At 64.9% G+C, this 22260-nt stretch carries 22 protein-coding genes and 1 pseudogene; 11 read left to right on the top strand and 12 right to left on the bottom strand.

The window, feature by feature from the left end; genetic code table 11:
• The first annotated feature begins 172 nt into the window (after positions 1-172).
• Both XI04_RS09560 and XI04_RS09555 read left to right on the top strand, forming a co-directional pair.
• Positions 173-2671: an Ig-like domain-containing protein gene (locus XI04_RS09560; protein WP_271623628.1), complete on the top strand. Its 2499-nt coding sequence runs from the start codon at positions 173-175 to the stop codon at positions 2669-2671.
• Positions 2672-2962: 291 nt separating this feature from the next.
• A complete protein-coding gene (locus XI04_RS09555; protein ID WP_028143848.1) occupies positions 2963-4102 on the top strand; it encodes an amidohydrolase/deacetylase family metallohydrolase in 1140 nt (379 codons plus the stop codon).
• A gap of 7 nt (positions 4103-4109) precedes the next feature.
• Here the strand turns inward: XI04_RS09555 and XI04_RS09550 are convergent, their stop codons facing one another.
• From XI04_RS09550 to XI04_RS09540, 3 genes are read right to left on the bottom strand one after another with little or no spacing between them, the layout of a single operon-like run.
• Positions 4110-4694, bottom strand: coding sequence for a TlpA family protein disulfide reductase (locus XI04_RS09550; RefSeq protein ID WP_028143847.1), 585 nt, complete (start codon positions 4692-4694; stop codon positions 4110-4112).
• Positions 4687-5148, bottom strand: a complete 462-nt coding sequence (locus XI04_RS09545) for a DsrE family protein (protein ID WP_028143846.1) — start codon at positions 5146-5148, stop codon at positions 4687-4689. The genes XI04_RS09550 and XI04_RS09545 overlap by 8 nt, the downstream gene beginning before the upstream one ends.
• A gap of 19 nt (positions 5149-5167) precedes the next feature.
• The gene (locus XI04_RS09540; RefSeq protein WP_038947392.1) at positions 5168-5596 is read right to left on the bottom strand and encodes a DoxX family protein; all 429 of its coding nucleotides are present in this window, start codon (positions 5594-5596) and stop codon (positions 5168-5170) included.
• Between the two features lie 103 nt (positions 5597-5699).
• Here XI04_RS09540 and XI04_RS09535 point away from each other — a divergent pair, with 103 nt between their 5' ends.
• On the top strand, positions 5700-6584 hold the full coding sequence (locus tag XI04_RS09535; protein WP_271609670.1) for a LysR family transcriptional regulator: 885 nt from the start codon (positions 5700-5702) through the stop codon (positions 6582-6584).
• Between the two features lie 18 nt (positions 6585-6602).
• On the opposite strand, the gene XI04_RS09530 is transcribed toward XI04_RS09535, so the two are convergent.
• Complete coding sequence (locus tag XI04_RS09530) at positions 6603-7748, bottom strand: acyl-CoA dehydrogenase family protein (RefSeq protein ID WP_028143843.1); 1146 nt, start codon at positions 7746-7748, stop codon at positions 6603-6605.
• 126 nt (positions 7749-7874) lie between these two features.
• Here XI04_RS09530 and XI04_RS09525 point away from each other — a divergent pair, with 126 nt between their 5' ends.
• Complete coding sequence (locus tag XI04_RS09525; protein WP_212476605.1) at positions 7875-8555, top strand: alpha/beta hydrolase family protein; 681 nt, start codon at positions 7875-7877, stop codon at positions 8553-8555.
• Positions 8556-8558: 3 nt separating this feature from the next.
• On the opposite strand, the gene XI04_RS09520 is transcribed toward XI04_RS09525, so the two are convergent.
• A complete protein-coding gene (locus XI04_RS09520; RefSeq protein ID WP_212476607.1) occupies positions 8559-9533 on the bottom strand; it encodes a ketopantoate reductase family protein in 975 nt (324 codons plus the stop codon).
• A gap of 154 nt (positions 9534-9687) precedes the next feature.
• Here XI04_RS09520 and XI04_RS09515 point away from each other — a divergent pair, with 154 nt between their 5' ends.
• The gene (locus XI04_RS09515) at positions 9688-10491 is read left to right on the top strand and encodes an enoyl-CoA hydratase-related protein (RefSeq protein WP_028143840.1); all 804 of its coding nucleotides are present in this window, start codon (positions 9688-9690) and stop codon (positions 10489-10491) included.
• 3 nt (positions 10492-10494) lie between these two features.
• Here the strand turns inward: XI04_RS09515 and XI04_RS09510 are convergent, their stop codons facing one another.
• Together XI04_RS09510 and XI04_RS09505 are read right to left on the bottom strand one after the other, a co-directional pair.
• Entirely contained in the window at positions 10495-10767 is a 273-nt protein-coding gene (locus tag XI04_RS09510; protein ID WP_038974703.1) for a hypothetical protein, read from the bottom strand.
• 66 nt (positions 10768-10833) lie between these two features.
• Positions 10834-11718 carry a LysR family transcriptional regulator gene (locus XI04_RS09505; RefSeq protein WP_028143838.1) on the bottom strand — a complete coding sequence of 295 codons (885 nt, stop codon included), beginning with the start codon at positions 11716-11718 and terminating at the stop codon, positions 10834-10836.
• A gap of 110 nt (positions 11719-11828) precedes the next feature.
• Here XI04_RS09505 and XI04_RS09500 point away from each other — a divergent pair, with 110 nt between their 5' ends.
• From XI04_RS09500 to XI04_RS09485, 4 genes are all read left to right on the top strand, one after another.
• Positions 11829-13196, top strand: a complete 1368-nt coding sequence (locus XI04_RS09500; protein ID WP_271609667.1) for an FAD-dependent oxidoreductase — start codon at positions 11829-11831, stop codon at positions 13194-13196.
• 34 nt (positions 13197-13230) lie between these two features.
• A complete protein-coding gene (locus XI04_RS09495) occupies positions 13231-14235 on the top strand; it encodes an ABC transporter substrate-binding protein (protein WP_038973037.1) in 1005 nt (334 codons plus the stop codon).
• Positions 14236-14350: 115 nt separating this feature from the next.
• On the top strand, positions 14351-15124 hold the full coding sequence (locus XI04_RS09490) for an ABC transporter ATP-binding protein (protein ID WP_038947402.1): 774 nt from the start codon (positions 14351-14353) through the stop codon (positions 15122-15124).
• Positions 15117-15938, top strand: coding sequence for an ABC transporter permease (locus tag XI04_RS09485; protein ID WP_038973035.1), 822 nt, complete (start codon positions 15117-15119; stop codon positions 15936-15938). The genes XI04_RS09490 and XI04_RS09485 overlap by 8 nt, the downstream gene beginning before the upstream one ends.
• A gap of 197 nt (positions 15939-16135) precedes the next feature.
• Here the strand turns inward: XI04_RS09485 and gtdA are convergent, their stop codons facing one another.
• Positions 16136-17176 carry a gentisate 1,2-dioxygenase gene (gene gtdA, locus XI04_RS09480; RefSeq protein ID WP_028143833.1) on the bottom strand — a complete coding sequence of 347 codons (1041 nt, stop codon included), beginning with the start codon at positions 17174-17176 and terminating at the stop codon, positions 16136-16138.
• Positions 17177-17385: 209 nt separating this feature from the next.
• Between gtdA and maiA the strand changes: the two genes are divergently transcribed.
• A complete protein-coding gene (maiA, locus tag XI04_RS09475; RefSeq protein ID WP_038947404.1) occupies positions 17386-18018 on the top strand; it encodes a maleylacetoacetate isomerase in 633 nt (210 codons plus the stop codon).
• Entirely contained in the window at positions 18008-18520 is a 513-nt protein-coding gene (locus XI04_RS09470) for a MarR family winged helix-turn-helix transcriptional regulator (RefSeq protein WP_028143831.1), read from the top strand. Before maiA ends, XI04_RS09470 begins: the two co-directional genes overlap by 11 nt.
• A 195-nt stretch (positions 18521-18715) precedes the next feature.
• Here the strand turns inward: XI04_RS09470 and XI04_RS09465 are convergent, their stop codons facing one another.
• The 4 genes and pseudogenes from XI04_RS09465 to XI04_RS09450 all read right to left on the bottom strand — a co-directional run.
• Positions 18716-20329, bottom strand: coding sequence for a benzoate-CoA ligase family protein (locus XI04_RS09465; RefSeq protein ID WP_271609665.1), 1614 nt, complete (start codon positions 20327-20329; stop codon positions 18716-18718).
• Entirely contained in the window at positions 20326-21465 is a 1140-nt protein-coding gene (locus tag XI04_RS09460) for an FAD-dependent monooxygenase (protein WP_028143829.1), read from the bottom strand. The genes XI04_RS09465 and XI04_RS09460 overlap by 4 nt, the downstream gene beginning before the upstream one ends.
• Positions 21466-21654: 189 nt before the next feature.
• Positions 21655-21870, bottom strand: coding sequence for a hypothetical protein (locus XI04_RS09455; protein WP_028143828.1), 216 nt, complete (start codon positions 21868-21870; stop codon positions 21655-21657).
• A gap of 119 nt (positions 21871-21989) precedes the next feature.
• Positions 21990-22260: pseudogene (locus XI04_RS09450) on the bottom strand (hypothetical protein); the annotation flags it as partial.

Raw genomic sequence — 22260 nt, 5'->3', positions numbered from 1 at the left:
TAAAAACTCCATCCTCGGGTCAATGAATCGTCTCAAAAAAGGCGCGTGCGAATTCGAACACGCTCCCGATGGGGCGGCAAAGAAGCAGTCGAGTTGGACTGAGCCGCGACATATCGAACCGTATGCGCAAGAGACTCAGTCTGCGCGTGCACTGCAGAGGGGATGAACAAACATGGCAATTGCTGGATTTCCAGACGCGAATACCACCGGTCTTCCTGATGGCGTTATCCTGACTCCATCGGGCGATATAACTGTCACTCAACCAGGTACCGTCATCGACGCTCTCGATGTCAAAGGCACGATTTCGGTCCTCGCCGATAACGTCACGATTCAGAATAGTCGCATCACGTCCAGCGATTGGACAGGGATCTGGATCAAGGATGGCATTACAGGAACTGTCGTCAAGGACAGCGAGATTTTAAATGTTGGAAGCAGCCCGGATGGTGCGAACGGCATCGTCGGTTCAGGCACATTCCTGCGTAACGATATCCATGACGTGGAGAATGGTATTATTGTCACCGGGTCGAGCCTCGTTCAGGACAATTATATCCATGCCATGAATGCGCCCGATGTGCGTCTCGGCACGTCATTGGGTGGTCCGCACTATGATGGCATCGAGATCGACGGCGGCGTTTCAGACGTCATCATTCGGCACAACACCGTCATCAACGAGAACAGCTACGTCTCGGCCGTGATGATCAATAATGACTTCGGTCCGGTTTCCAACATTCAGGTGGACGGCAACTATCTTGCAGGGGGCGGCTATACCCTTTACTCCGATGGCAGCTTCAGCAGCACCGACAAGATTTCCGGCGTCTCGTTCACCAACAACGAACTTGGTGAGGGCAAGTGGGGTTACTATTACTTCAGGAACAACACGCCCGTCCTGACGAACAACGACGAACTCGGCACGGGATGGCAGACGTCGTCTCCGACGCCCCCCGCAACGCCCGATGTCCCGGCAGCGCCGAGCATCGCATCCTGGTCACCCGATACGGGCAAGACTGGCGATGGCATCACTGACGCCAGTCAGATCACGCTGCACGGTACCGCCGCGGCTGGCAGCACCGTGAAAGTCTATGACGGTTCGACGCAGATCGGCACGGCGACCGCGACTTCGACCGGAAGCTGGGACTACATCACCAAGGTCTTGACCGATGCGAAGCATACGCTGACGGCGACCGCGACCAACTCGTCGGGGCAAACCAGCGTGGCATCGGCTGCGGTGGCGGTCACCGTCGATACCAAGGCGCCAGCTGCACCGACGATCGCGAGTGACACCGTCAACACCGCCAATCAGGTCGTGATGTCGGGGACTGCCGAAGCGAACAGCGCGATCAAGGTGTTCGACGGAACGACCCAGGTCGGCACCGCGACGACCAACGCGAGCGGCGCGTGGAGCGTCACGACGTCCGCACTGTCGGCCGGTTCGCACGCCCTGACGGCAAAGGCGACCGACGTTGCCGGCAACGTCAGTGCTGCGTCGGCGGCTGTGGATGCGGTCGTCGGTTCTGGAACCCCGGGCTCCACCGGTTCGGGCACCACTGCGCCCGCCGCGCCGAAGATCGCCTCGTTCTCCAGCGATACCGGCACCGCCGGTGATCACATCACGAGCGACAAAACGGTGACCCTGGCGGGGACTGCGGTTGCCAACAGCACGGTCAAGGTGCTCGACGGCACGACCCAGCTCGGCACCGTCACGGCGGATGCGAACGGAGCATGGCACTACACCACCGTCGCACTGCCTGACGGCAAGCACAGCTTCACCGCGACCGACACGGTCTCCGGCGCCACCAGCAAGGCATCGGCTGCGCTGGATGTCACGGTGGATAGCGCTGCCCCCGATGCTCCGATCCTGTTGAGCGATCCCACCACGCATAACCGCGCAACGGTATCCGGTACGGCGGAAGCGGGGAGCTCGATCAAGCTCTATGAGGGCACGACCCTGCTTGGCACCGCGACCGTCGCGAGTGATGGCGACTGGAGCGTGACGACCCCGAATCTCAAGCACGGGTCCCACACCTTCACCGCGACCGCGACCGATGCCGCCGGCAACACCAGCGCCTTGTCGCAGCCGATCGATCCGCCGATTGGTCATGGCGGCACCAAGGACGCTGCGACCGTCGAGGTTACCAATGTGCGCCAGCACTGGGATCACACCGCGACGATCAAGGGCACGGCCGATCCCAACAGCGAGATCAAGCTGTATGACGGCACGACCTCGGTCGGTTCGGCCACGACGAATGCCGACGGCAAGTGGAGCTTCCAGACCTCCGACCTGTCGGGCAAGTCTCATGCCTTCACCGCGGAACAGGTCGACACCACGGGCCACGTGGTCGGCACCAGTTCGGGCGAGGCTATCATCGGCTCGGGCCGCAGCAACACGCTGACCGGCACCACCGGCAACGATGTCATGGTGGGCAAGGCGGGTGCGGATACGTTCGCGTTTGCGTCGAACTTCGGCCAGGACGTCATCAAGGACTTCGCTGCCCGTGGACCCACGCACGACACGATCGAGTTCAGCAAGAGCGTGTTCGACAGCTTTGCGAGCGTTCTCTCCCACGCGGCCCAGTCAGGCCACGACGTCGTGATCGCGACGGGGAGTGACACCCTCACGCTGAAGAACACGCAGCTCGACAAGCTGAACAGCCACGACTTCCACTTCGCGTAGGAGACGGGTCAGCCAGCACAAGCTGGTACTCGACAAACTGCCTCGGAGGATCCTTTGGGGGATCCTCCGACAAGGCCACGACTGAAGCTCGACGGCGGGGTGATCCCCCGCCTACGGCTTCCTAAACCGTAGGTCGGAAGTTCGAATCTTCCCGGGATCCCCATTTTTCATGGGCCACCGTTACGGTTTGCCGCGCCATTCGGCGTGAATATTGCTAGAAGCGAACGGCTTCCTTCCTCGCTGGCCCGGCTGCCATGCCGCCGCACCTCACTGCCTCATCCGGAGACGACGATGCCTTTCGACTTGATCCTGCGCGGGGGGCGGGTGATCGACCCCTCCCAGAAGCTCGATGCCGTGACCGATGTCGCCTTTGCCGGCGGCAAGGTGGCGGCGGTCGGCGGCGCCCTCAAGGCCGACCCGGGCACCGAGGTGCGCGACGTCTCGCAGCTCATCGTGACGCCGGGGCTGATCGATCTCCACACCCATGTCTATTGGGGCGGCACCTCGCTCGGCATCGATGCCGAGGAGTTCTGCCGCCTCTCCGGCGTCACCACGGCGGTCGACACTGGCAGCGCCGGACCCGGCAATTTCGCCGGCTTCCGCAAGCATGTGATCGAGCCGAGCGAGGTCCGCATCCTTGCTTATCTGCACGTGTCGCATGCCGGCATCTTCGGCTTCTCGCACCGGATCATGGTCGGCGAGAGCGAGGAATTGCGGCTGATGAATCCGATCGAGGCGGCCAAGGTGGCCGATGCCAACCGCGATGTCATCGTCGGCATCAAGGTGCGCGTCGGCCTGCATTCCTCGGGCACGTCGGGGGTGGTGCCGCTCGACATTGCGCTCGAGGTTGCCAACGAGGTCGGCATGCCCCTGATGGCGCATATCGACCATCCGCCGCCGAGCTATGAGGAGGTGCTGGCACGTCTGCGTCCCGGCGACGTGCTGACCCATGCGTTCCGCCCCTTTCCCAACACGCCGGCGACCGCGCAAGGCACGGTGAAGAAGGCGGTGCTGGACGCGCGCGAGCGCGGCGTGCTGTTCGATATCGGCCACGGCAAGGGCTCATTCGCGTTCAAGACCGCGCGCGCGATGCTCGCCAACGGCTTTTATCCGGACACCATCTCCTCCGACATCCACCAGCTCTGCATCGACGGCCCCGCCTTCGACCAGGTCACGACCATGTCGAAGTTCCTGTGCATGGGCATGGAGCTGTCCGACGTGATCGCGGCCTCGACGGTGAATGCGGCAATGGCGCTGCGTCGCCCCGAGCTCGGCAGCCTCAAGCCGGGCTGCGTCGGCGACGCCACGCTGATCTCGGTCAAACAGGGCCAGTTCGACTACGAGGACGTCGTCGGCGAGCACCTGATCGGCAACCGCAAGATCGTGTCCGAAGGCGTCGTCATCGGCGGCCGCTGGTGGCATCCGAATTGAGTCGGCGCTAGCTCTGCTCGCGATAGTATTGCAGCAGGCGCGTGCCCGCCGGCGACAGCCAGTCCGGCGCACCGGTGATGTAGCCTTCGACGCGCCCGCCCGTTCCGACGAGATAGGTGATGGGCATGCCGACGATCGAGAACATCTCGGTCGAGGCCTGGGCCGCCGCGCCATGAGCATCGACATAGCAGGCGAGGTTCTGCAACGAGAGGCCGCCGAGAAATGTGCGGGCCTTGCGCAGGTCTTTGGTGTCAGTGCAGATCGCGACCACGTCAAGCCGCTCGGGTCGCGAGGCCGCAAGGCTTGCCAGCATGGGCAGGTCGAGCTTGCAGGCCGCGCACCAGGTGGCCCAGAAGTTCACCAGGGTGATACTGCCCGGCTTGGCAGCCACGACAACGTCCTTGCCGTGCGGGTCCTGAAGCCGCAGTTGTGGCATCAACGCGTGCGGCCGCACCACTGTGAACTGGCTGCGGCCGGCTTCGAACACCGGCGGCCAGCTGTCCTGCGCGCCGGCGGTGCGCAGGACAGTGAGATAGGCCGGCGCGGCGATCAGGAGCGATCGCCGCGACAACGCGCGAGGCTTCTCACGCATGAATATAGGCCCAGCCTTTGAGTTGCAGGTCGACCACGCGTCCGATGCCGAACGGGACGAGGTTCGCGCCCGCAATCAGCGGGATCGAGACTTGCTCCTTGGCTTCCGCGATCACCTTGGATGAGGCGCACATGCTGTAACTGAGGCTCGGCAGCGATTGCCGCAGCGTCACCAGCGGCTCGATCAGTGGCGTCTTGTCGGCGCGGAAGATGTCGATGCCCTTGCCGTTGGCCACGACCTCGATCAGCATTTTCGCGCCCTTGTCGGCAAAGTGCTTGGCGAGATTGGCCGAGTAACTGATCGCGTGGCCCATGACATAGGGCTCGTTGCTGTCGATCAGGATCACGACGCCCTCGGTGAGGCGATCCTCCTTGGCCGCGGCGGTGCCGGCGGCCGTGAGGATCGATGCGCCCGCCAGCAGCCCCCTGCGAGACCATCCATTGGCAGAGATCATGGTGCGGCGTTCCCGTCGATCAGAACTGACGCGGCGCGATCGGCGCCTTGCCGTTGCGTCCCCACAGCACGAACAGGCTGAGCGCAAGCAACACGACGTTGAGCGGTGCAACGTCAGCTTCGCCGCGCGAGAGGTGGAAGACCAGCGCAATGACCTGCAACACCGCGCAGCCGAGCGCGGCCAGCACCGTCAGCCGCGGCAGGATCCGCGTCAGGGCCGGCAGCAGGATGCCGATGCCGCCGGCGAGGTCGACCAAGGCAATGGAGCGGACGAAGGTCTCCGAATACTGGCCGGCCCAGGGCATCATCGCGGCCAGCTGGGGAATCGGCGTGGTCAGCTTTACCAGCCCCGCCGAGATGAAGACGAAGGCGAGGAGGACCTGCGCGGCCCAGAGGCCGATGCGGAGGGCGCGGCCGGGGGCGGGGGTCTCGAAGGTGGCGGTGGACATGGTGGTTCTCCGGAATGTGAGGGTTGCCACCATTTGATAGTTTCACCGTTTTTGATCATTATCGGCTTTGGGATTAGTTCATTTCCTGGATGTTGATGATCTCATGGATTCTCTGGTCAGCATGAGGGTGTTTTGCCTGGTCGCCGAGCTGAAGAGCTTCGCGACCGCGGCACAGCGCCTGCGCATCTCCCCGGCCATGGCGAGCAAGCATGTGATGCAGCTCGAGAAGCGCCTGGGCACGCGGCTGCTGAACCGGACCAGCCGGCGCGTCAGCCTGAGCGAAAGCGGCGCGCTCTATTTCGAGCAGGCGCGGCAGATGCTGGATTCGCTCGACGAGGTCGAGGCCGCCGTCAGCAATGCCACCGTCGTTCCGCACGGCACGCTGCGCCTGACCGCACCGGTGTGGATGGCGAACGCGATTTTTGCGGGCGTGCTGGCGGACTACCAGGCGCGCTATCCCGAGGTCCGTCTCGACGTCGATCTCAGTGGCCGCCTGGTCAACCTCGTCGAGGAGGGTTTTGATCTTGCACTTCGCGCGACCGGCACGCCGGACGAGGCGCTGATCGCGCGTCCGATCACCAGCGTCCCGTTCTACATGGTGGCGGCTCCCGCCTTCCTCAAACGCGCGGGCCGTCCATCGGCCTTCGCCGATCTCGCCGGCCAGCCGCTGCTGCACTACGCGCTTTACCCGGGCGAGAGCTTCTCCTTCACGGGCGAGCACGGCCCCGAGACCGTCAAGCTCAACCCGGTGCTGCGCAGCGGCAACGAAACGCTGCTGCACATGGCAGCAATCGAAGGCATGGGCCTCGTCTTTCTGCCGAAATGGCTAGTCGCCGAGGACATCGCCAGCGGTCGTCTGGAGCACGTCATGCCTGGCCACATCATCTTCGCCGGAAAGCTGTTTGCGGTCTATCCGAGCCGCAAATATCTCTCCGCGAAGGTCAGGACCTTCATCGACTTCATCGCCGCCGACAGGCGGATGAAGTAGCTGCTCACAGCAACCGGATCACAGTGACCTCGCGATCAGCAGCTTCATGATCTCGTTGGTGCCGCCATAGATCTTCTGGATCCGGGAATCGATGAAGATGCGCGAGATCGGGTATTCCTGCATGTAGCCGTAGCCGCCGAACAGCTGGAGGCATTCGTCGGCGGTCTCGACCTGCTTCTCCGAACACCAGTATTTCGCCATCGACGCGGTGACGGTGTCGAGATCCCCGGCGACCAGGCGCTCGATGCACCAGTCGACGAAGACGCGCGCGATCATCGCTTCGGTCTTGCGCTCGGCCAGCTTGAAGGCGGTGTTCTGGAAATCCATCAGCGGCTTGCCGAACGCCTTCCGCTCCTTGGTGTAGTCGGTGGTGAGCTTGACCGCGCGCTCCATCGCGGCGACGGCGCCGACCGCGAGCGCAAGCCGCTCCTGCGGCAATTGCTGCATCAGTTGCACAAAACCCTGGCCTTCCTCCTTGCCGAGCAGGTTTTCCGGCGGCACGGTCACGTTGTCGAAGAACAGTTCCGAGGTGTCGGAGGCATGCAGGCCGATCTTGTCGAGGTTGCGCCCGCGCTTGTAGCCGTCCGCGCCCGTGGTTTCGACCACGAGCAGCGAGATGCCCTTGGCACCAGCATCGCCGGTGCGCGCGACCACGATGACGAGATCAGCGGCCTGGCCGTTGGTGATGAACGTCTTCTGGCCGTTGATGACGTAGGAATTGCCCTGTTTCTTGGCCGTGGTCTTGACGGCCTGCAGATCCGAGCCGGTGCCGGGCTCGGTCATGGCGATGGCGCCGACCATCTCGCCCGAGGCCATCTTCGGCAGCCAGCGCTTCTTCTGCTCCTCCGAGCCGTAGTTGAGGATGTAATGCGCGACGATGGCGCTGTGCACGGAGACGCCGGTCGTCAGCTCCGGCACCGTGCTTTCGAGGTCGTCCAGCACCGCCGCGTCATAGGCGAAGGTCGCGCCCAGCCCGCCATATTCCTCCGGCACGCTCGCCAGCAGCGCGCCCATCTCGCCGAGCCCGCGCCAGGCGAAGCGGTCGACCATCTTCTGCTCGCGCCATTTTTCGGCATGCGGCGCCAGATCCTTGGTGAGATATTTACGGAACTGGTCGCGGAAGACATCGAGCTCTTCGGTCATCCAGGAGGAGCGGTAGGACATGGTTACCTCGGTTGATGCGCGTTTCCGGCTTGGTAGGCCAGTCGGCCGCGGCAATTATTGTGTTTTCAGGCTGCGCCGGTGACGCTACCAAGGCGGCCGGGGCGGCGTCTGTCGGGATGTCTGATTTTGGCGACCAAAACACAAGAGCTCAAGCTCGAGATCGAGCGCATCGGCACGGTCTCGGCGATTCTGACGCAGCCGGACAATGCGCGTGCCTGTTACGTGCTGGCGCATGGCGCGGGCGCCGATATGCGGCATGCTTTCATGGAGAAGGTCGCGGCCGGCCTTGCCGATCGCGGCATCGCGACCTTTCGCTTCAATTTCCCCTACATGGAAGAGAAGAAGGGACGTCCCGACCAGCCGGCGGTCGCGCACGCTGCGATCCGCGCGGCAGTCGCGGAGGCGGCGCGGCTGTGCCCCGGGGTGACGCTCGTCGCAGGCGGCAAATCATTCGGCGGACGCATGACCTCGCAGGCGCAGTCCAAGGCGCCGTTGCCTGACGTCAAAGGGCTCGCCTTCCTCGGCTTTCCCCTGCACGCCGACAAGAAGCCGTCGTCCGAGCGCGCCGAGCACCTCGCCGGCGTCACCATCCGCATGCTGTTTCTGCAAGGCACGCGCGATGGGCTTGCCGATCTGAGCTACCTCAAGCCTGTCGTCGAGAAACTCGGTCCGAAGAAGGCGACGCTGCATGAGATCGAAGGCGGCGATCACTCGTTCGCGGTGCTGAAGAAATCCGGCCGTAGCAATGACGAGGCGCTTACAGAGGTACTGAACGCGCTCGTAGCCTGGATCGACACGCTCGCCTGAGGCTCACGCCGAATAAAGCCCCTTGTCGCGGGCCTTCTGGATCGCGAGCGCGGCAATGAGATCGAGCGTCGGTGTCGACAGGCCTGCCGTGCGCGCGAAGGCGGCGGGCGCCTTCACCAGAACGTCGATCTCCATGGCGCGGCCAAGCTCGTAGTCCTGCAGCAGCGATGGCTTGTGATTGGGGGCGGGTCCGCTGCGCGTCACGCGCTTGACCTCCGGGATGAAATGCTGCGCGATGTCGTTGGCCTCGTTCAGCATGCGCGGGATGACGTCCGCAAAGGCGGCGTCGTCGCGCACGCCGCGTGCGGTCTGGCCGGTGAGCAGGCACAGCACCGACAGCGACATGTTGGTCAGCAGTTTCGACCAGATCGCCTCGCGGATTTCCGCGACCGGCGGGGACTCCAGCCGCGCGTCGTTCAAGACGCCGCGCAGCTTGGTGATGCGCTCGCAATTGCGGTCGTCGCATTCGCCGATCAGGAGGCGGTTGCGGTCCGGGGTGAGGTTGTGCACCACGCCGGGCGCGGTCACCTCGTTGGAGGAGAAGACGACGCCGCCGATGATCCGCTCCTTCGGGATGCAGGCGCGCAAGCGTCCGCCGGGGTCGAGGAAGGAAATGTCCGGCGGTGTCGGGTGCCGCGGTGGCAGGCCGATCCCGTACCACCAGGGAATACCGTTCTGGGCAAAGACGATGGCGGTGTCGTCCTGAAGCAGCGGCTTGATGCTGGCGACCAGCCCCGGGAGCGCCGTGGCCTTCAGCGTCGAGATCACGACGTCCTGCGGACCGAGCTGGGCTGGGTCGCCCGAGGCGTTCACCTTGGCGGAGACCTCGGAATCGCCGACGCGCAGTTTGAGGCCGCCCGCCCGGACCGCCTCCAGATGCGCTCCCCGCATCACGCACGAAACGTCATGACCAGCGCGCGCCAGCCGGACCGCGATATGGCTGCCGACGGCGCCCGCGCCGAAAATGCAGATGCGCATGATGATTCCGTCCCTGGTCCCAAACTGTCGCCCGGCGCCACCATGACACATGCCGCCATGCGATGGGCGCGACCGCCCCACGCTGGAAAGATATGGATCGCGATGCGTTGCCTCGGCCATAGTGCAGGGCCAACAATGACCCGGAGGACCGCCGATGACCGCCAGCCCCGTGCTGTGGACCCTCGATGAGCGTGGGGTTGCGACCGTCACGTTGAACCGGCCCGAGGTCAACAACGCCTACGACGGCGCGCTGATCGCGGGCGTGCTCGCGGCAATGGACGATCTCGGCAAAAAGTCGAATCTTCGCGTCGTCGTGCTGAGGGGCAATGGCAAGCATTTCCAGGCCGGCGCCGACCTGAAATGGATCAACGGCGTGCGGCCGCAATCGACTGATGCGAACGAGGCGGCCTCGCGCGCGACCTTCGAGGCCGTGCAGCGGCTCAACACGCTGCCGATCCCGACGGTCGCACTGGTGCAGGGCGGCTGCTTCGGTGGGGGCACCGGCGTGATCGCAGGCTGCGACGTCGTGATCGCCGCGGACAACGCCCTGTTCTCGATCACCGAAGTGCGTTGGGGCCTGACCGCGGCGATCATCATCCCGCAGCTTTGCGACGCCATCGGCGTCCGGCAAGTGCGGCGTTACGCGCTGACCGGCGAGCGTTTCGGCGCCGAGGACGCCCGCCGCATCGGCCTCGTCCACGAGGTGGTGCCGCTCGCCGATCTCGAAGCCGCAGGCGCGAAGGTCGTCGAGCAGTTGCTCGCCAACGGGCCGGAGGCGATGGCCGAGACCAAGAAGCTCGCGCTGGAAAGCTCGTTCGGCGGCATGGCGGTGGACGATGCCGCGTATGCGCGGCTCGTCCACCTGCATTCGCTCAAGCGCCAGAGCGCGGAAGCGGCGGAAGGGCTGGCGTCGTTCGCCGAGAAGCGGGCGGGGAATTGGGGCGGTGGGAAAGGTTGAGTGTCAGCAGCCGCGGCAGATGTTGTTGATGCTGCGATAGACGGCGTCGTCGTCCTGCCGCATCTGGCGCAGCGTTTCGAGTGTCTGACCGTCGTTGGCGGGTGCAACGGGCCTGCGCTTCGCGGCGAGTTCGTCCTCCTGCCGCTTGTAGCAGGCCTCGCGCTCGGGCTTGGCCTGAATGAAGCGGCAGTTTTGCTCCACGGCTGCGGCGGGAGCGGCGGAGATCGCGAGAGCGATCACGGCGGGCAGGGCGAATTTCAAGAGCGTCGAATCCATGCGGCCACTTCTGTCAGGTCCGCCATTCCCGGGCAACCGTCTTTTGGCGGGCTACGGCACCGCACTTCACAGCGACGGCGCCAGTGACGTTTTCAGCAGCGTCAGCAGCGCCTGCACCGCGGCGGCATTGCGCCGCCGCTCGGGGATCGTGGCTTTCACCCACAGCTCCGGAATTGGAAAGTCGCGCAGCACCGGCTTGAGCGTGCCGTCGCGCAAGGCGTCCGCGACGAGATAATGCGAGATCAGCGCGATGCCGTTGCCGGCGATCGCGCTGCGCGCCAGCACGTGTCCCTCATTGGTGGAGAGCAGCGGGCTGACCTGGATGCTGATGCGGCCGCGTGGTCCGTCGAAGATCCATTCCGGGCCGGTCGGCATGAAGCTGAGGCAGCGATGCTCGACGAGGTCGCGCGGATGTTTTGGCGTGCCATGTTTCTTCAAATAAGCGGGCGAGGCGCAGAGCAGCCGCCTCAGCGCGCACAGCGGCTCGTCGACCACGCCGCCGAAGGAATGCGGGAAAGCGCCGATGGCGATGTCGAAACCTTCGGTGACGGGATCGACCGGGCGGTCGATCAGTACGATATCGAGCTTCAGCTTCGGGTTCTGGGTCTGGAATGCGCTGAAGGCATCCGCGAGCCGCGCCACCGTCAGCGACGTCGGAGCCTTGATGCGCAGATGATCGACGAGGTCGTGGCCCTTCTCGCCCATGCGCGAGAGCAGATCGGTCGCATCGGTCACCACGCCGCGTGCGCGATGCACATAGCGCTGTCCGGCTTCGGTCAGCCGCAATTGCCGGGTCGAGCGGTGAAACAGCGCCGTGCCGATCCGCGCCTCCAGCTGCGTGACGCGTTTTGCCACCACCGAGGTCGAGACGCCGAGCTTTCGCGCGGCGGCCGAGAAGCCGGTGGCGTCGGCGGTCGCCAGGAACGCTTGCAGGTTCACCAGGATGTCCATGTCGACCTTTCTCGATTCGCGAAAGATGATCGCGTATTTTGGTGGATTGTAGCCTGTCTCGCGTTAATTCATATTCGAACCCAAGCAAGAGATTTGGGAAGGGACGTGCCATGCGGGCCATGATGATCGAAGAACCGGCACGACAGGTGCCGCTCTATGGCGAATATGAAGTCGTCGTGCTTGGCGGCGGCCCGGCCGGCATCGTTGCCGCGGCCTCAGCCGCGCGCGCGGGGCGAAAGACGCTTCTGATCGAGCGCTACGGCTTTCTCGGCGGCATGGGCACCGCTGCCGGTGTCACAAATTTTTGCGGTCTGCATGGCAATGTCTACGGCCAGGCCCATCGCCTCGTGCAGGGCATGGCGTCCGAGCTGCTGGCGCGGATCGATCGGCTCAACGGCCTCAACACGCCGCATCTGATCCTCGGCAAGGTTTTTGCGCAGGCCTACGACACCGCGGCCTACAAGATCGCGGCCGATCAGTTGCTCGCAACCCACAAGGTGCACATCCTCTTCCACGCGCTCGGCGCCGGCGTCGTGATGGGTGACGACAGCCGCATCGACGCGCTGATGGTCGAGACCAAGGCCGGGCGGCAGGCGGTGCGATCAGAGATCTTCATCGATTGCTCCGGCGACGGTGATCTCGCCGTCTGGGCCGGCGCGCCGTTCGAGATCGGTGACGCGCATGGCCATCCGATGTACCCCTCGATGATGCTCCGCCTCAACGGCATCGATCCCGCAAAGGCGGGCGAAGCCTGGCGCACCATTCCGCAATTGATGGAGAAGGCGCTCGCCGCCGGTACCCACACATTCCCGCGCAAGAGCGCCATCGTGCGGCCGCAGAAATCCGGCATCGAATGGCGGGTGAACTTCACGCAGGTGGCGCGCGAGGACGGCCATGCCATCAACGGCGTCGAGCCTGACGATCTCACCCGCGGCGAGATCGAGGGCCGCAAGCAGGCGCTCGCCGCCTACGAGTTCCTACGCAGCACCGTGCCGGGCTTTGAAAAATCCTACATCGTCGATTTGCCGCCGCAGCTCGGCATCCGCGAGACCCGCCGCATCAAGGGCGGCTACCAGCTCAGCGGCGAGGACGTGCTCGGCTGCGCCTCGTTCGAGGATTCGATCGGCGTCAATGGCTGGCCGATCGAGGCCCACGTGCCCGGCGACGTCGTCTTCACCTTCCCGCCGATCCCGGAATCGCGCGGTTATAACGAGCTGCCCTACCGGATGCTGGTGCCTGAAGGCGTCGACAATCTCCTGGTCGCCGGCCGCTGTGCCTCCATGACCCATGAGGGCCAGTCCGCGGCGCGGGTGTCGGGGGCCTGTTTCGTGATGGGCGAGGCGGCCGGTTCCGCCGCCGCGCTGGCGCTGTCCGGAAACCGCGTCCCCCGTGATATCCCCATTGAAAAATTGCAGGAAACGTTGAAACAACAGGGCGCCTTCATCGGCCGGGACCAGATGGTGCCCGAAGGCCTGTAACGCACTGCAAGACAACGACGGCGGAGGAAACGGAATGACCGGGATAATGCGGCTCGCGCTTGCGGGACTGGTGGCGATCACGGCGATGGGCACGGCGCGGGCCGAGGACGCGCTGAAGGCCAGGATCGGCGTGCTCCGTCTGTCCTCCTCCGCGCCGGTCTTCATCGCGCAGGACAAGGGCTATTTCCGCGAGGCCGGCCTCGAGGTCGAGCTGAAATTCTTCGACGCGGCCCAGCCGATCGCGGTCGCGACGACCTCGGGCGACGTCGATTTCGGCATCACCGCCTTCACCGCCGGTCTCTACAATCTCGCCGGCAAGGGCGTGCTGAAGGTGATTGGCGGGATGAGCCGCGAAAAGGCCGGCTATCCCCTGATCGGCTATTTCGCCAGCAACAACGCCTACGCGGCCGGATTGAAGACGCCGAAGGACCTCGCCGGCAAACGCGTGGCGATGACGCAGGTCGGATCGAGCTTTCATTATTCGCTCGGCCTGCTCGCCGACAAATACGGCTTCAAGCTCTCTGAGGTGAAGATCGTGCCGCTGCAATCGTTGTCGAACGCCGCCGCCGCGCTGAAGGGCGAGACCGTCGATGCGGCGCTGCTGCCGATCTCGACCGCGCGAAAGCTCACGGACGAAGGCGGCGCGAAATTCTTAGGCTGGGTCGGCGACGAGACGCCGTGGCAGCTGGGCGCCGTGTTCGCCTCGCCGAAGACGCTGACCAACAAGGCGCTGGTGACGAAGCTGCTCGGCGCACTCGCCAAGGCCGACCGCGAATATCACGACGTCATCCTCGCCTCGATGAAGGACGGCGTCGCCCCGATCAACGACAAGACCAAGCCATTGCTGGAGATCATCGCCAAATACACCAACCTGCCGGTCGAGCAGGTGGTCGGCAATTGCGCCTATATCGATCCCGACGGCAAGCTCGACGTGAAGAACGTCGACAACCAGATCAAATGGCTGCAGGAGCAGGGCTTTGCCGACAAGGGCTTCGACGCCAACGCGATCATCGCCAAGGAATTTGTGAAGGCGGATTGATTGATGCGAGCGCCACACTCTCCCCGTCATCCCCGCGCAAGGACGAAGCCGTTGTCGCTGGAGGCTCGCTTCGCGAGCACCTCAGGATGACGGGGGAGAGAACAGGGCATAGCTCATGGACCTGATCGCCAACCACATCAGCCACCGCTTCGGCGACCTCGCCGTGCTCGACGACGTCTCCTTCACGGTCAGCGCCGGGGAGGTGGTGGCGATCGTCGGGCCCTCCGGCTGCGGCAAGAGCACGCTGCTGTCCATCCTCGGCGGGCTGTTGCAGCCGACCTCAGGCGAGCCCGAGCTGCGCGGCGCGCCGCCGGCGGACAGCCTCAATCCGCTGACCTTCGTATTCCAGGATTTTGCGCTGCTGCCCTGGGCGAGCGTGGAGGAGAACGTCGAATTCCCGTTGCTGCACACTCAGCTCTCGGCCACTCAGCGCCGTGAGCTGGTCGAGGATGCCTTGCGCCGCACGGGGCTGACTGATTTTCGCAAAACCTATCCCAAGCAGCTCTCCGGCGGCATGCGCCAGCGTGTCGGCATCTCGCGCGCGCTCGCGGTGAAGCCCGCGATCCTCTTGATGGACGAGCCGCTCTCCGCGCTGGATTCGCAGACCCGCGAACTCCTGATGGAGGATTTCGTCCGCCTGCTCGCCGATGGCGGCATGGGCGCGGTCTATGTCACCCATAATCTCGAAGAGGCTGCGCGGCTGGCCGATCGCATCGTGGTGTTGTCACGGCGGCCCGGCCGCATCCGCGAGGTCGTGACCGTGCCGATGACGCGCACTGAACGCGGCGAAGCGGCGGCGCGCGAAAAACTGCTGGCGCTGCAGAACCAGATCTGGTCGCTGATCCGCAACGAAGCCATCGATGCCGAGCGCGAGGTCCAGCATGCTTGATCGCGCGGCGACTGACACTGCGAAGGATAGCGCGACGCGGCGCGTCCGCTTTCGTGGCGCCGGCTTCGTGCCCGCGTCGAGCCGTTTCGGCGGCTGGATCGCGCTCGCACTGGTCATCGCGATCTGGCAGGCGGCGGGCAGCACCGGCCTCGTCAATCCCCTGTTTCTGCCTGCGCCGTTGGCGATCGCGCGCGCGATCTATCAGCTCGCGATCTCAGGCGCGCTCTGGCAGCATTTGTCGGCATCGCTGCTGCGCATCGGCGTCGGCTGGCTGTTGGGGACGGCGGCTGGCGTCGCCGTCGGCTTTGCCATCGGCCTGTCGCGGCTCGCGCGCAGCGTCGGCATCACCTTCATCTCGGCGCTGTTCCCGATCCCGAAGATCGCGCTGCTGCCGCTGTTGATCCTCTGGCTCGGCATCGGCGAAGAGCCGAAGATCGCGACCATTGCACTGGGGGTGTTCTTCTCCACCGCGATCTCGGTCTATAGCGGCGTCGATGCGGTACCGCGCAACCTCATCCGCATGGCGCAGAGCTTCAACGTTCCCTTCGCGACCATCGTGCGCAAGGTGGTCTGGCCGGGCGCGCTGCCCGCGATCCTCGCCGGCTTCCGGATCACGGCGTCAGTGGCGCTGCTCCTCGTCGTCAGCGCCGAGATGATCGGCGCCCAATACGGCATCGGCGCCTTCGTGCTCCAGGCCGGCAATCTGATGCAGACCGATCAGCTGCTCGCGGGCGTGGTGATCCTGTCGGTGTTCGGGTTGGCGGTGGGGAAGGTGATCGGCTGGCTGGAGATAAGGCTGCTGCACTGGCGGTAGGCACAGCCGCAATGTGGCTGGAAGCGCGCGCTACAACCTCCGTCGTCGTCCCGGCGAAGGCCGGGACCCATAACCCCAGGGAGGAGTTTGGCGAAGATCAGGCGTTCGGTACGTCTACCTTCCGCAATTGATAGATCACGCGGTATGGGTCCCGGCCTTCGCCGGGACGACACCGAATGTATGGCCAGCAGAGCACCTCACGCGTTGCCGCGATCTTCCCGGAACAAATCCAGCTTCTGCTGCACGGGACGATCCGAGAAGCTGAACAGCACGGCATCGTCCTCCGCCTCGTGGGTGACCCATTGCCAGCTCGGCACCACGAACAGATCGCGCGGGCCCCATTCGAAGACGGCATCGCCGATCCGGCTGCGGCCGCGGCCTTCGATCGGGCAGAACACGGTCGCATCGGTCGACCGGTAGCGCGCGGTCTTGAAACCCTTTGGCAGCAGCTGGATGAAGGTGCCGATGGTCGGCATCGCGAAATCGCCGGTCTCGGGGTTGCTGAACTTCAGCTTGAGGCCGTGGCAGGCGTCCCACTCCTGGCTCGTTCTGGCTTTCTCCAGCGCCTCGCGCGTGTAGGCGTAGGGATAGCTGAAGATCGGCGAGGTCTTCGAGCTCCGCTTGACGTCGACCGGCAGCAGGTTGTGGCCGTAGCGGGCAAAGCTGTCGCCGGCCGGCTTTGTGATCCTCTGCTGATCTTCCTTGGAGCCTTCCGCAAAGGAGCAGTCGAAGAACTGCACCAGCGGAATGTCGAGGCCATCGAGCCAGAACATCGGCTGATCGGTCTCGTTGGAATGATCGTGCCAGGTCATCGACGGCGTGATGATGAAATCGCCGGGCTCCATCGCGGTGCGCTCGCCGTCAACGGCGGTATGGGCGCCCTTGCCTTCGAGCACGAAGCGCAGCGCCGACTGGCTGTGCCGGTGCGCTGGCGCGACATCGCCGGGCACCACCATCTGCACGCCGGCATACAGCGAGGTCGTGATCTTGGATTGCCCGCGCAGGCCGGGGTTCTCCAGCACCAGCACGCGCCGCTCGGCTTCCTTGGCGGTGATCAGCTTGCCGGCTTCCGTCATGTAGTCGCGGATGACGTCAAATTTCCAGAGGTGCGGCCGACAGGCGCTCTTCGGCTCCGGCGTGATCAGATCGCTCATCACCGTCCACAGCGCGGTGAGGTTTTCGCCGTCGATCTTCTTGTAGAACGCCTCGCGTTCCGGCGTCTTGGTCACGGCTTCCATGGCGGCGCTCCCGTTCGTTTTGTTGATTGACAGTATACTGACGATCTAGGTAGCGTCAATGCGAGGGGTGACGTGTAAGGTCGTCGTCATTCCGGGGCGACGCGCCAGCGTCGAGCCCGGAATCCATAACCCCGATCGGGAGTATGGATTCCGGGCGCTCGCTTCGCGAGCCCCGGAATGACGGAGAAAAACTAACAGGGAGGGTCCCAATGAAGCTGCACGGCTATTTCCGCTCCAGCGCCGCCTATCGGGTGCGGATCGCGCTGAACCTCAAGGGACTTGGTGCCGAGCACCTGCCGCATCATTTGCGCAAGGGCGAGCAATGCGCGCCCGCCTATCTTGCCATCAACCCGCAGGGCCTGGTGCCGGCGCTGGAGAACGACGGCGGGGCGGTGCTGACGCAATCGGTCGCCATCATCGAATGGCTCGACGAGACCCATCCCAACCCGCCGCTGCTGCCGAAGGATCCGCTGCGGCGCGCCAAGGTGAGGGCGTTCGCAATGGCGATCGCCTGCGACACCCATCCGGTGCAGAACCTGAAAGTGCTGGCGCGGCTGCGCGAGCTCGGCCTGCCTGAGGAGAAGGTCCAGGACTGGGCGGCCTGGGTCAACCGCGAAGGGCTGTCGGCTTGCGAGGCTCTGATCAAGGACGAGCCCGGCCCGTTCTGCTTCGGCGATGCGCCGACGCTCGCCGATCTCTGCCTGGTGCCGCAGCTCGCCAATGCCCGCCGTTTCGGCGTCGACGTGTCGGCCTATCCGCGTCTGCTCGCGGCAGAGGCGGCCGCAAAGGCGCTCGCCGCGTTTGCCAACGCTGCGCCGGAGAAGCAGCCCGATGCCGAGTAAGCCTCCTCCTCCGATCACGATCGACGCGGTTTATGCCGCGCCGGGCTATCTGTTCCGGCGCATGCAGCAGATCGCGGTCTCGATCTTCATGGAGGAGTGCAAGACGTTCGACCTGACCCCGGTGCAATATGCGGCGCTGATCGCGATCCACACCCATCCCGGCATCGACGCGACGCGGCTGTCGGCGGTGATCGCCTTCGACCGCTCCACGCTCGGCAGCGTGATCGAGCGGCTGCAGGCCAAGGACTATGTCGAGCGCAAGCCGGCCCCCGAGGACAAGCGGATCAAGCTGCTCTATCTAACCAAATCCGGCGCCGCGATCCTGCGCGAGATCATTCCCGCCGTCGAGCGCGCCCAGGCGAGGATGCTGGAGCCGCTGAAGCCCGCCGATCGCAAGACGCTGATGGGGCTTTTGGTGCAGCTCGTCGATCTCAACAACGAGGCCTCACGCGTGCCGCTGCGCGCGGAGGATGCGCTGGAGCATCTGGGGAAGGCGGGGTGAGGGTGGTGTGAGCGATACTCACGTCTCATCCCCGCTGTCGTCCCGGGGCGCGCGTAGCGCGAGCCCGGGACCCATAACCCCAGGGAGAAATTTGGCGAAGACTCGCGGTTACCAGTCGCGCACCAAACCACTCCCTGTGGTTATGGGTCCCCGCCTGCGCGGGGACGACACCTGTGGTGTGGCGACGTCTCGTCTTCACATCCGCAGCAACGCCTGCCGGTCGATCTTCCCCGTGCCGGTCTTCGGCAGCTCGTCGGTGAAGATCACTTCGCGCGGATATTTGTAAGGAAGCAGCTTGCCCTTGACGTAGTCCTGCAACCGTCGCGTCGCGTCACCCCGGTCGACCGTGCGGCTGTTCATCACCACCACCGCCTTCAGCGTCATGCGCCGGTCCGGCAGTTCGGCGGCGAACACCGCGCATTCGCGGATATCGGGATGGTCGGCGAGGCACAGCTCGACCTCGAGCGGGTAGACCCACTGTCCGGAGATCTTGATGAGATCGTCGGCGCGGCCGCGGAAGAAGTGGAAGCCGTCGGCATCGCGCACGAAGCGGTCGCCGGTGTAGATCCAGCCACCCTGCCGTATCGTCTCCGCGGATTTGTCCGGCCGGTTCCAGTACAGCGGCGTGTTGGAATCGCCGCGCACCCACAAGATACCTTCCTCGTTGTCGGCGACATCGCGTCCGTCCTTGTCGCGCAGCGCGACCTCGTAGCCGGGCACGCGCAGGCCTGCGGCCCCTAACTTCTTCTGCTCGGGCCTGTTGGAGAGATAGATGTGCAGCACCTCGGTCGAGCCGAGCCCTTCGACGATCTCCAGGCCCGTGAGCGTCTTCCAGCCGTTGAAGACCTCGGCCGACAGCACCTCGGCCGCGGAGAGCGACATGCGCAGCGACGAGAAGTTGGTCTGTTGCGCGCCCTCGGCCTTGGTCAGGGACGTGTAGAGCGTCGGCAGGCCGAAGAAGACCGTCGGCTTGTGCTGCTCGATCGCCGCGAAGATCGTGGCCGGCTTCGGCTGGCCCGGCAGCAGCAGCGTTGCCGCGCCCGCCGAGAACGGGAAGGTGACGGAATTGCCGAAGCCATAGGCGAAGAAGATCTTTGGCACCGAGAAGCAGATGTCGTCGGGCGTCAGCTTCAGCACGTTCTGCGCAAAGGCGAGCTCGCTATAGGCCATGTCGTGCTGGAGATGCACGATGCCCTTGGGCCGGCCGGTCGAGCCGGACGAATACATCCAGAACGCCATCTCGTTGCGATGCGTCTCCGCTTCCGCCAGCTCGGCCGGGAATTGCCTGAGCCAGTCCGTCGCCGCGAGCGCGCTCGGCGCGGCGTGATCGCCCCCCTCGCCATTGGCGACAATCAGCGTGCGTAGGCGCGTGTCCTTGCAGGCCTCGGCATTGAAGCGTGGCGCGAATTCGGCATCCGCCACCGCAACCCTGGCGCCGGAATCGGCGAGGTAGAATTGCAGCAAATCCGGCGGCGTCAGCGTGTTGATCAGGAGCGGCACGAAGCCGGCCCGCACCGCGCCGAAGAACGCGGCCGGGTAGGCCGGGGTGTCGTCGAGAAACAGCAGCACGCGGTCGCCGCGCTTCAGGCCGAGCGATGCAAAGCCGTTGCCCCAGCGGCAAGTCTCGTCGCATAGCTCGGCGTAAGTCCGCGTGCCTGCCGGACCCATGAGCGCGACCCTGTCGCCACGGCCCTTGGCGAGATTGTCGAACAGCACGCGGCTTGCGTTGTAGATTTCAGGAACGGCAAAGCCGATCTCGCGCGCCCCCTCGCTATCGGCGGGAACCTGGTCGAAGATCTCGTTGCTCATGCCTCGTCCCCGCCGTTCTTGGCAGCCTCGTAACGCGCCATGAAGCCCGGCGACATGTGGCGCAGGCGTGCATCGTCGATGCGGCCGGAGCGGGTGATGTAGCTGTAGGCGAAGTCCATCAGACCCTGCTGCATGTGCTGGGCAAAATGCTCGTACCAGAAGGCGCTGGTGCGCGCCGCGTTGACGAGCTTTTGTACCACCGGTTTTCGCGCGGCCTGGTACCGGTGCAGCGCGGTTGCAAGATGCGCATCCGATTCCAGCGCCTTGACCAGCGCGATGGCGTCCTCGATCGCGAGCCGCGTGCCCGAGCCGATCGAGAAGTGCGCCGAATGCAGGGCGTCGCCGATCAGCACCATGTTCTTGAACGACCAGTGCTCGTTCCAGACCCAGGGAAAGTTGCGCCAGACCGATTTGTTGGAGACGAGGCAATGGCCGCCAAGCGTGTCCGCGAACACCTCTTCGCAGACGCCCTTGGACTGCTCGACGTCCTTGTAGGCGAAGCCATAGGCCTGCCATGTCGCGTGGTCACATTCGACCAGGAAGGTGCTCATGGCGGGCGAGTAGCGGTAGTGATGGGCGTTGAAGGCACCGCGATCGGTCTTCACGAAGGTCTGCGACAGCGTGTCGAAGCGCTTCGAGGTGCCGTACCAGACGAACTTGTTGGAGGAGTAGGACAGCGAGGTGCCGAAATCTCCCTCGAAGGCGCGGCGCACCTGCGAGTTCAAACCGTCGGCGGCGACGATCAGATCGTGGCCGTTGAGCTGGTCGATCGCATTTATCTGCGTGTCGAAGCGCGGGGTGACGCCAGCGTCGAGCGCGCGCTGCTGCAGGAACCGCAGCAGCTCGAGCCGCCCGATCGAGGAGAAGCCGACCCCGTCGATGGCGACGCTGTCGCTGCCGAGGTTCAGCGTGATGTTCTGCCAGCTCTCCATGTGCGGCGCGATCGCATCGACCGTCTCGGGGTCGTCGGCACGCAGAAATTCCAGCGCCTGGTCGGAGAACACGACGCCAAAGCCCCAGGTCGCGTCGGCCGGGTTCTGTTCGAACAGGTCGACTTGATCCTCGGGGTGACGCTTCTTCCAGAGATAGGCGAAGTAGAGCCCACCGGGCCCTCCGCCAATCACGGCGATCCGCAACGTCTGCCTCCCTAATTGACAGTATACTTACTATCTAGGGGTAGACTAATGTGCTCCGGCGTCCCGCGCCAGCGGAATTATCGGCCAGCGCAGGCGCGCCAAATCGCACCTCGGCCACACGTTTTACGCGTGTCCGAAACCTCAGGTCCGAATCATAGCCAAACCGCGCCGGCTTGGCCATCCGCACCGTCAGACGCAGCGCTTCACGTAAACCCCGTTCACCAGCACCCGGGTACAGCGCACGGCTGGAACCGGCTTGCGGACCACGACGGCCGCGTTCGGCCCGGCGCAGCCGGCGCGATAGACCCCGCGTGCGCAGACCACCGCATTGGCGTCGGTGGCCTCGAACGTCATCGTCGCTCCGAAGGCGAGGAGCGCAGAAGCAACGAGCAGCAATGAACGCATGTTGTCCTCCCGGTCTTGCCGTGATCGAAATCGGATATCTGCAAAAGATCTGTCGTTGCAGGCGTGCGGAAATTCATGCGCACGCCGTTCGTCGTTGCGGCTTTGGCGCCTGCGCCGTGTTACCTCGCCGCGAATGGGGCGAGCACGTCCTTGCACGCCGGCGACAGCGAGGCAGCCCTGTTGGAAATGCATTGAATGATGCGGCCGCCTCCGGGCGCGACGCCGGCGCAGAGCGTGCGGATGTCGGCGCCGCAGGCCGAGCGCGCGATGAACAGCTCTTCGCGCGGCAGCAAGGGACGCAACACGATCACGGCTGGCGGTGCCGCCGGCGCGGCTCCCGCCGCGGGGGCTGCTGCTGCGGGAGCCGCACCCGCGGGCGCCGCCGTTGCG

Source organism: Bradyrhizobium sp. CCBAU 11430 (assembly GCF_028128855.1).
Taxonomy (GTDB): domain Bacteria; phylum Pseudomonadota; class Alphaproteobacteria; order Rhizobiales; family Xanthobacteraceae; genus Bradyrhizobium; species Bradyrhizobium ottawaense.
Note: the sequence above shows the minus strand (reverse complement) of the source record. Positions and strands in the feature narration are given on the sequence as shown.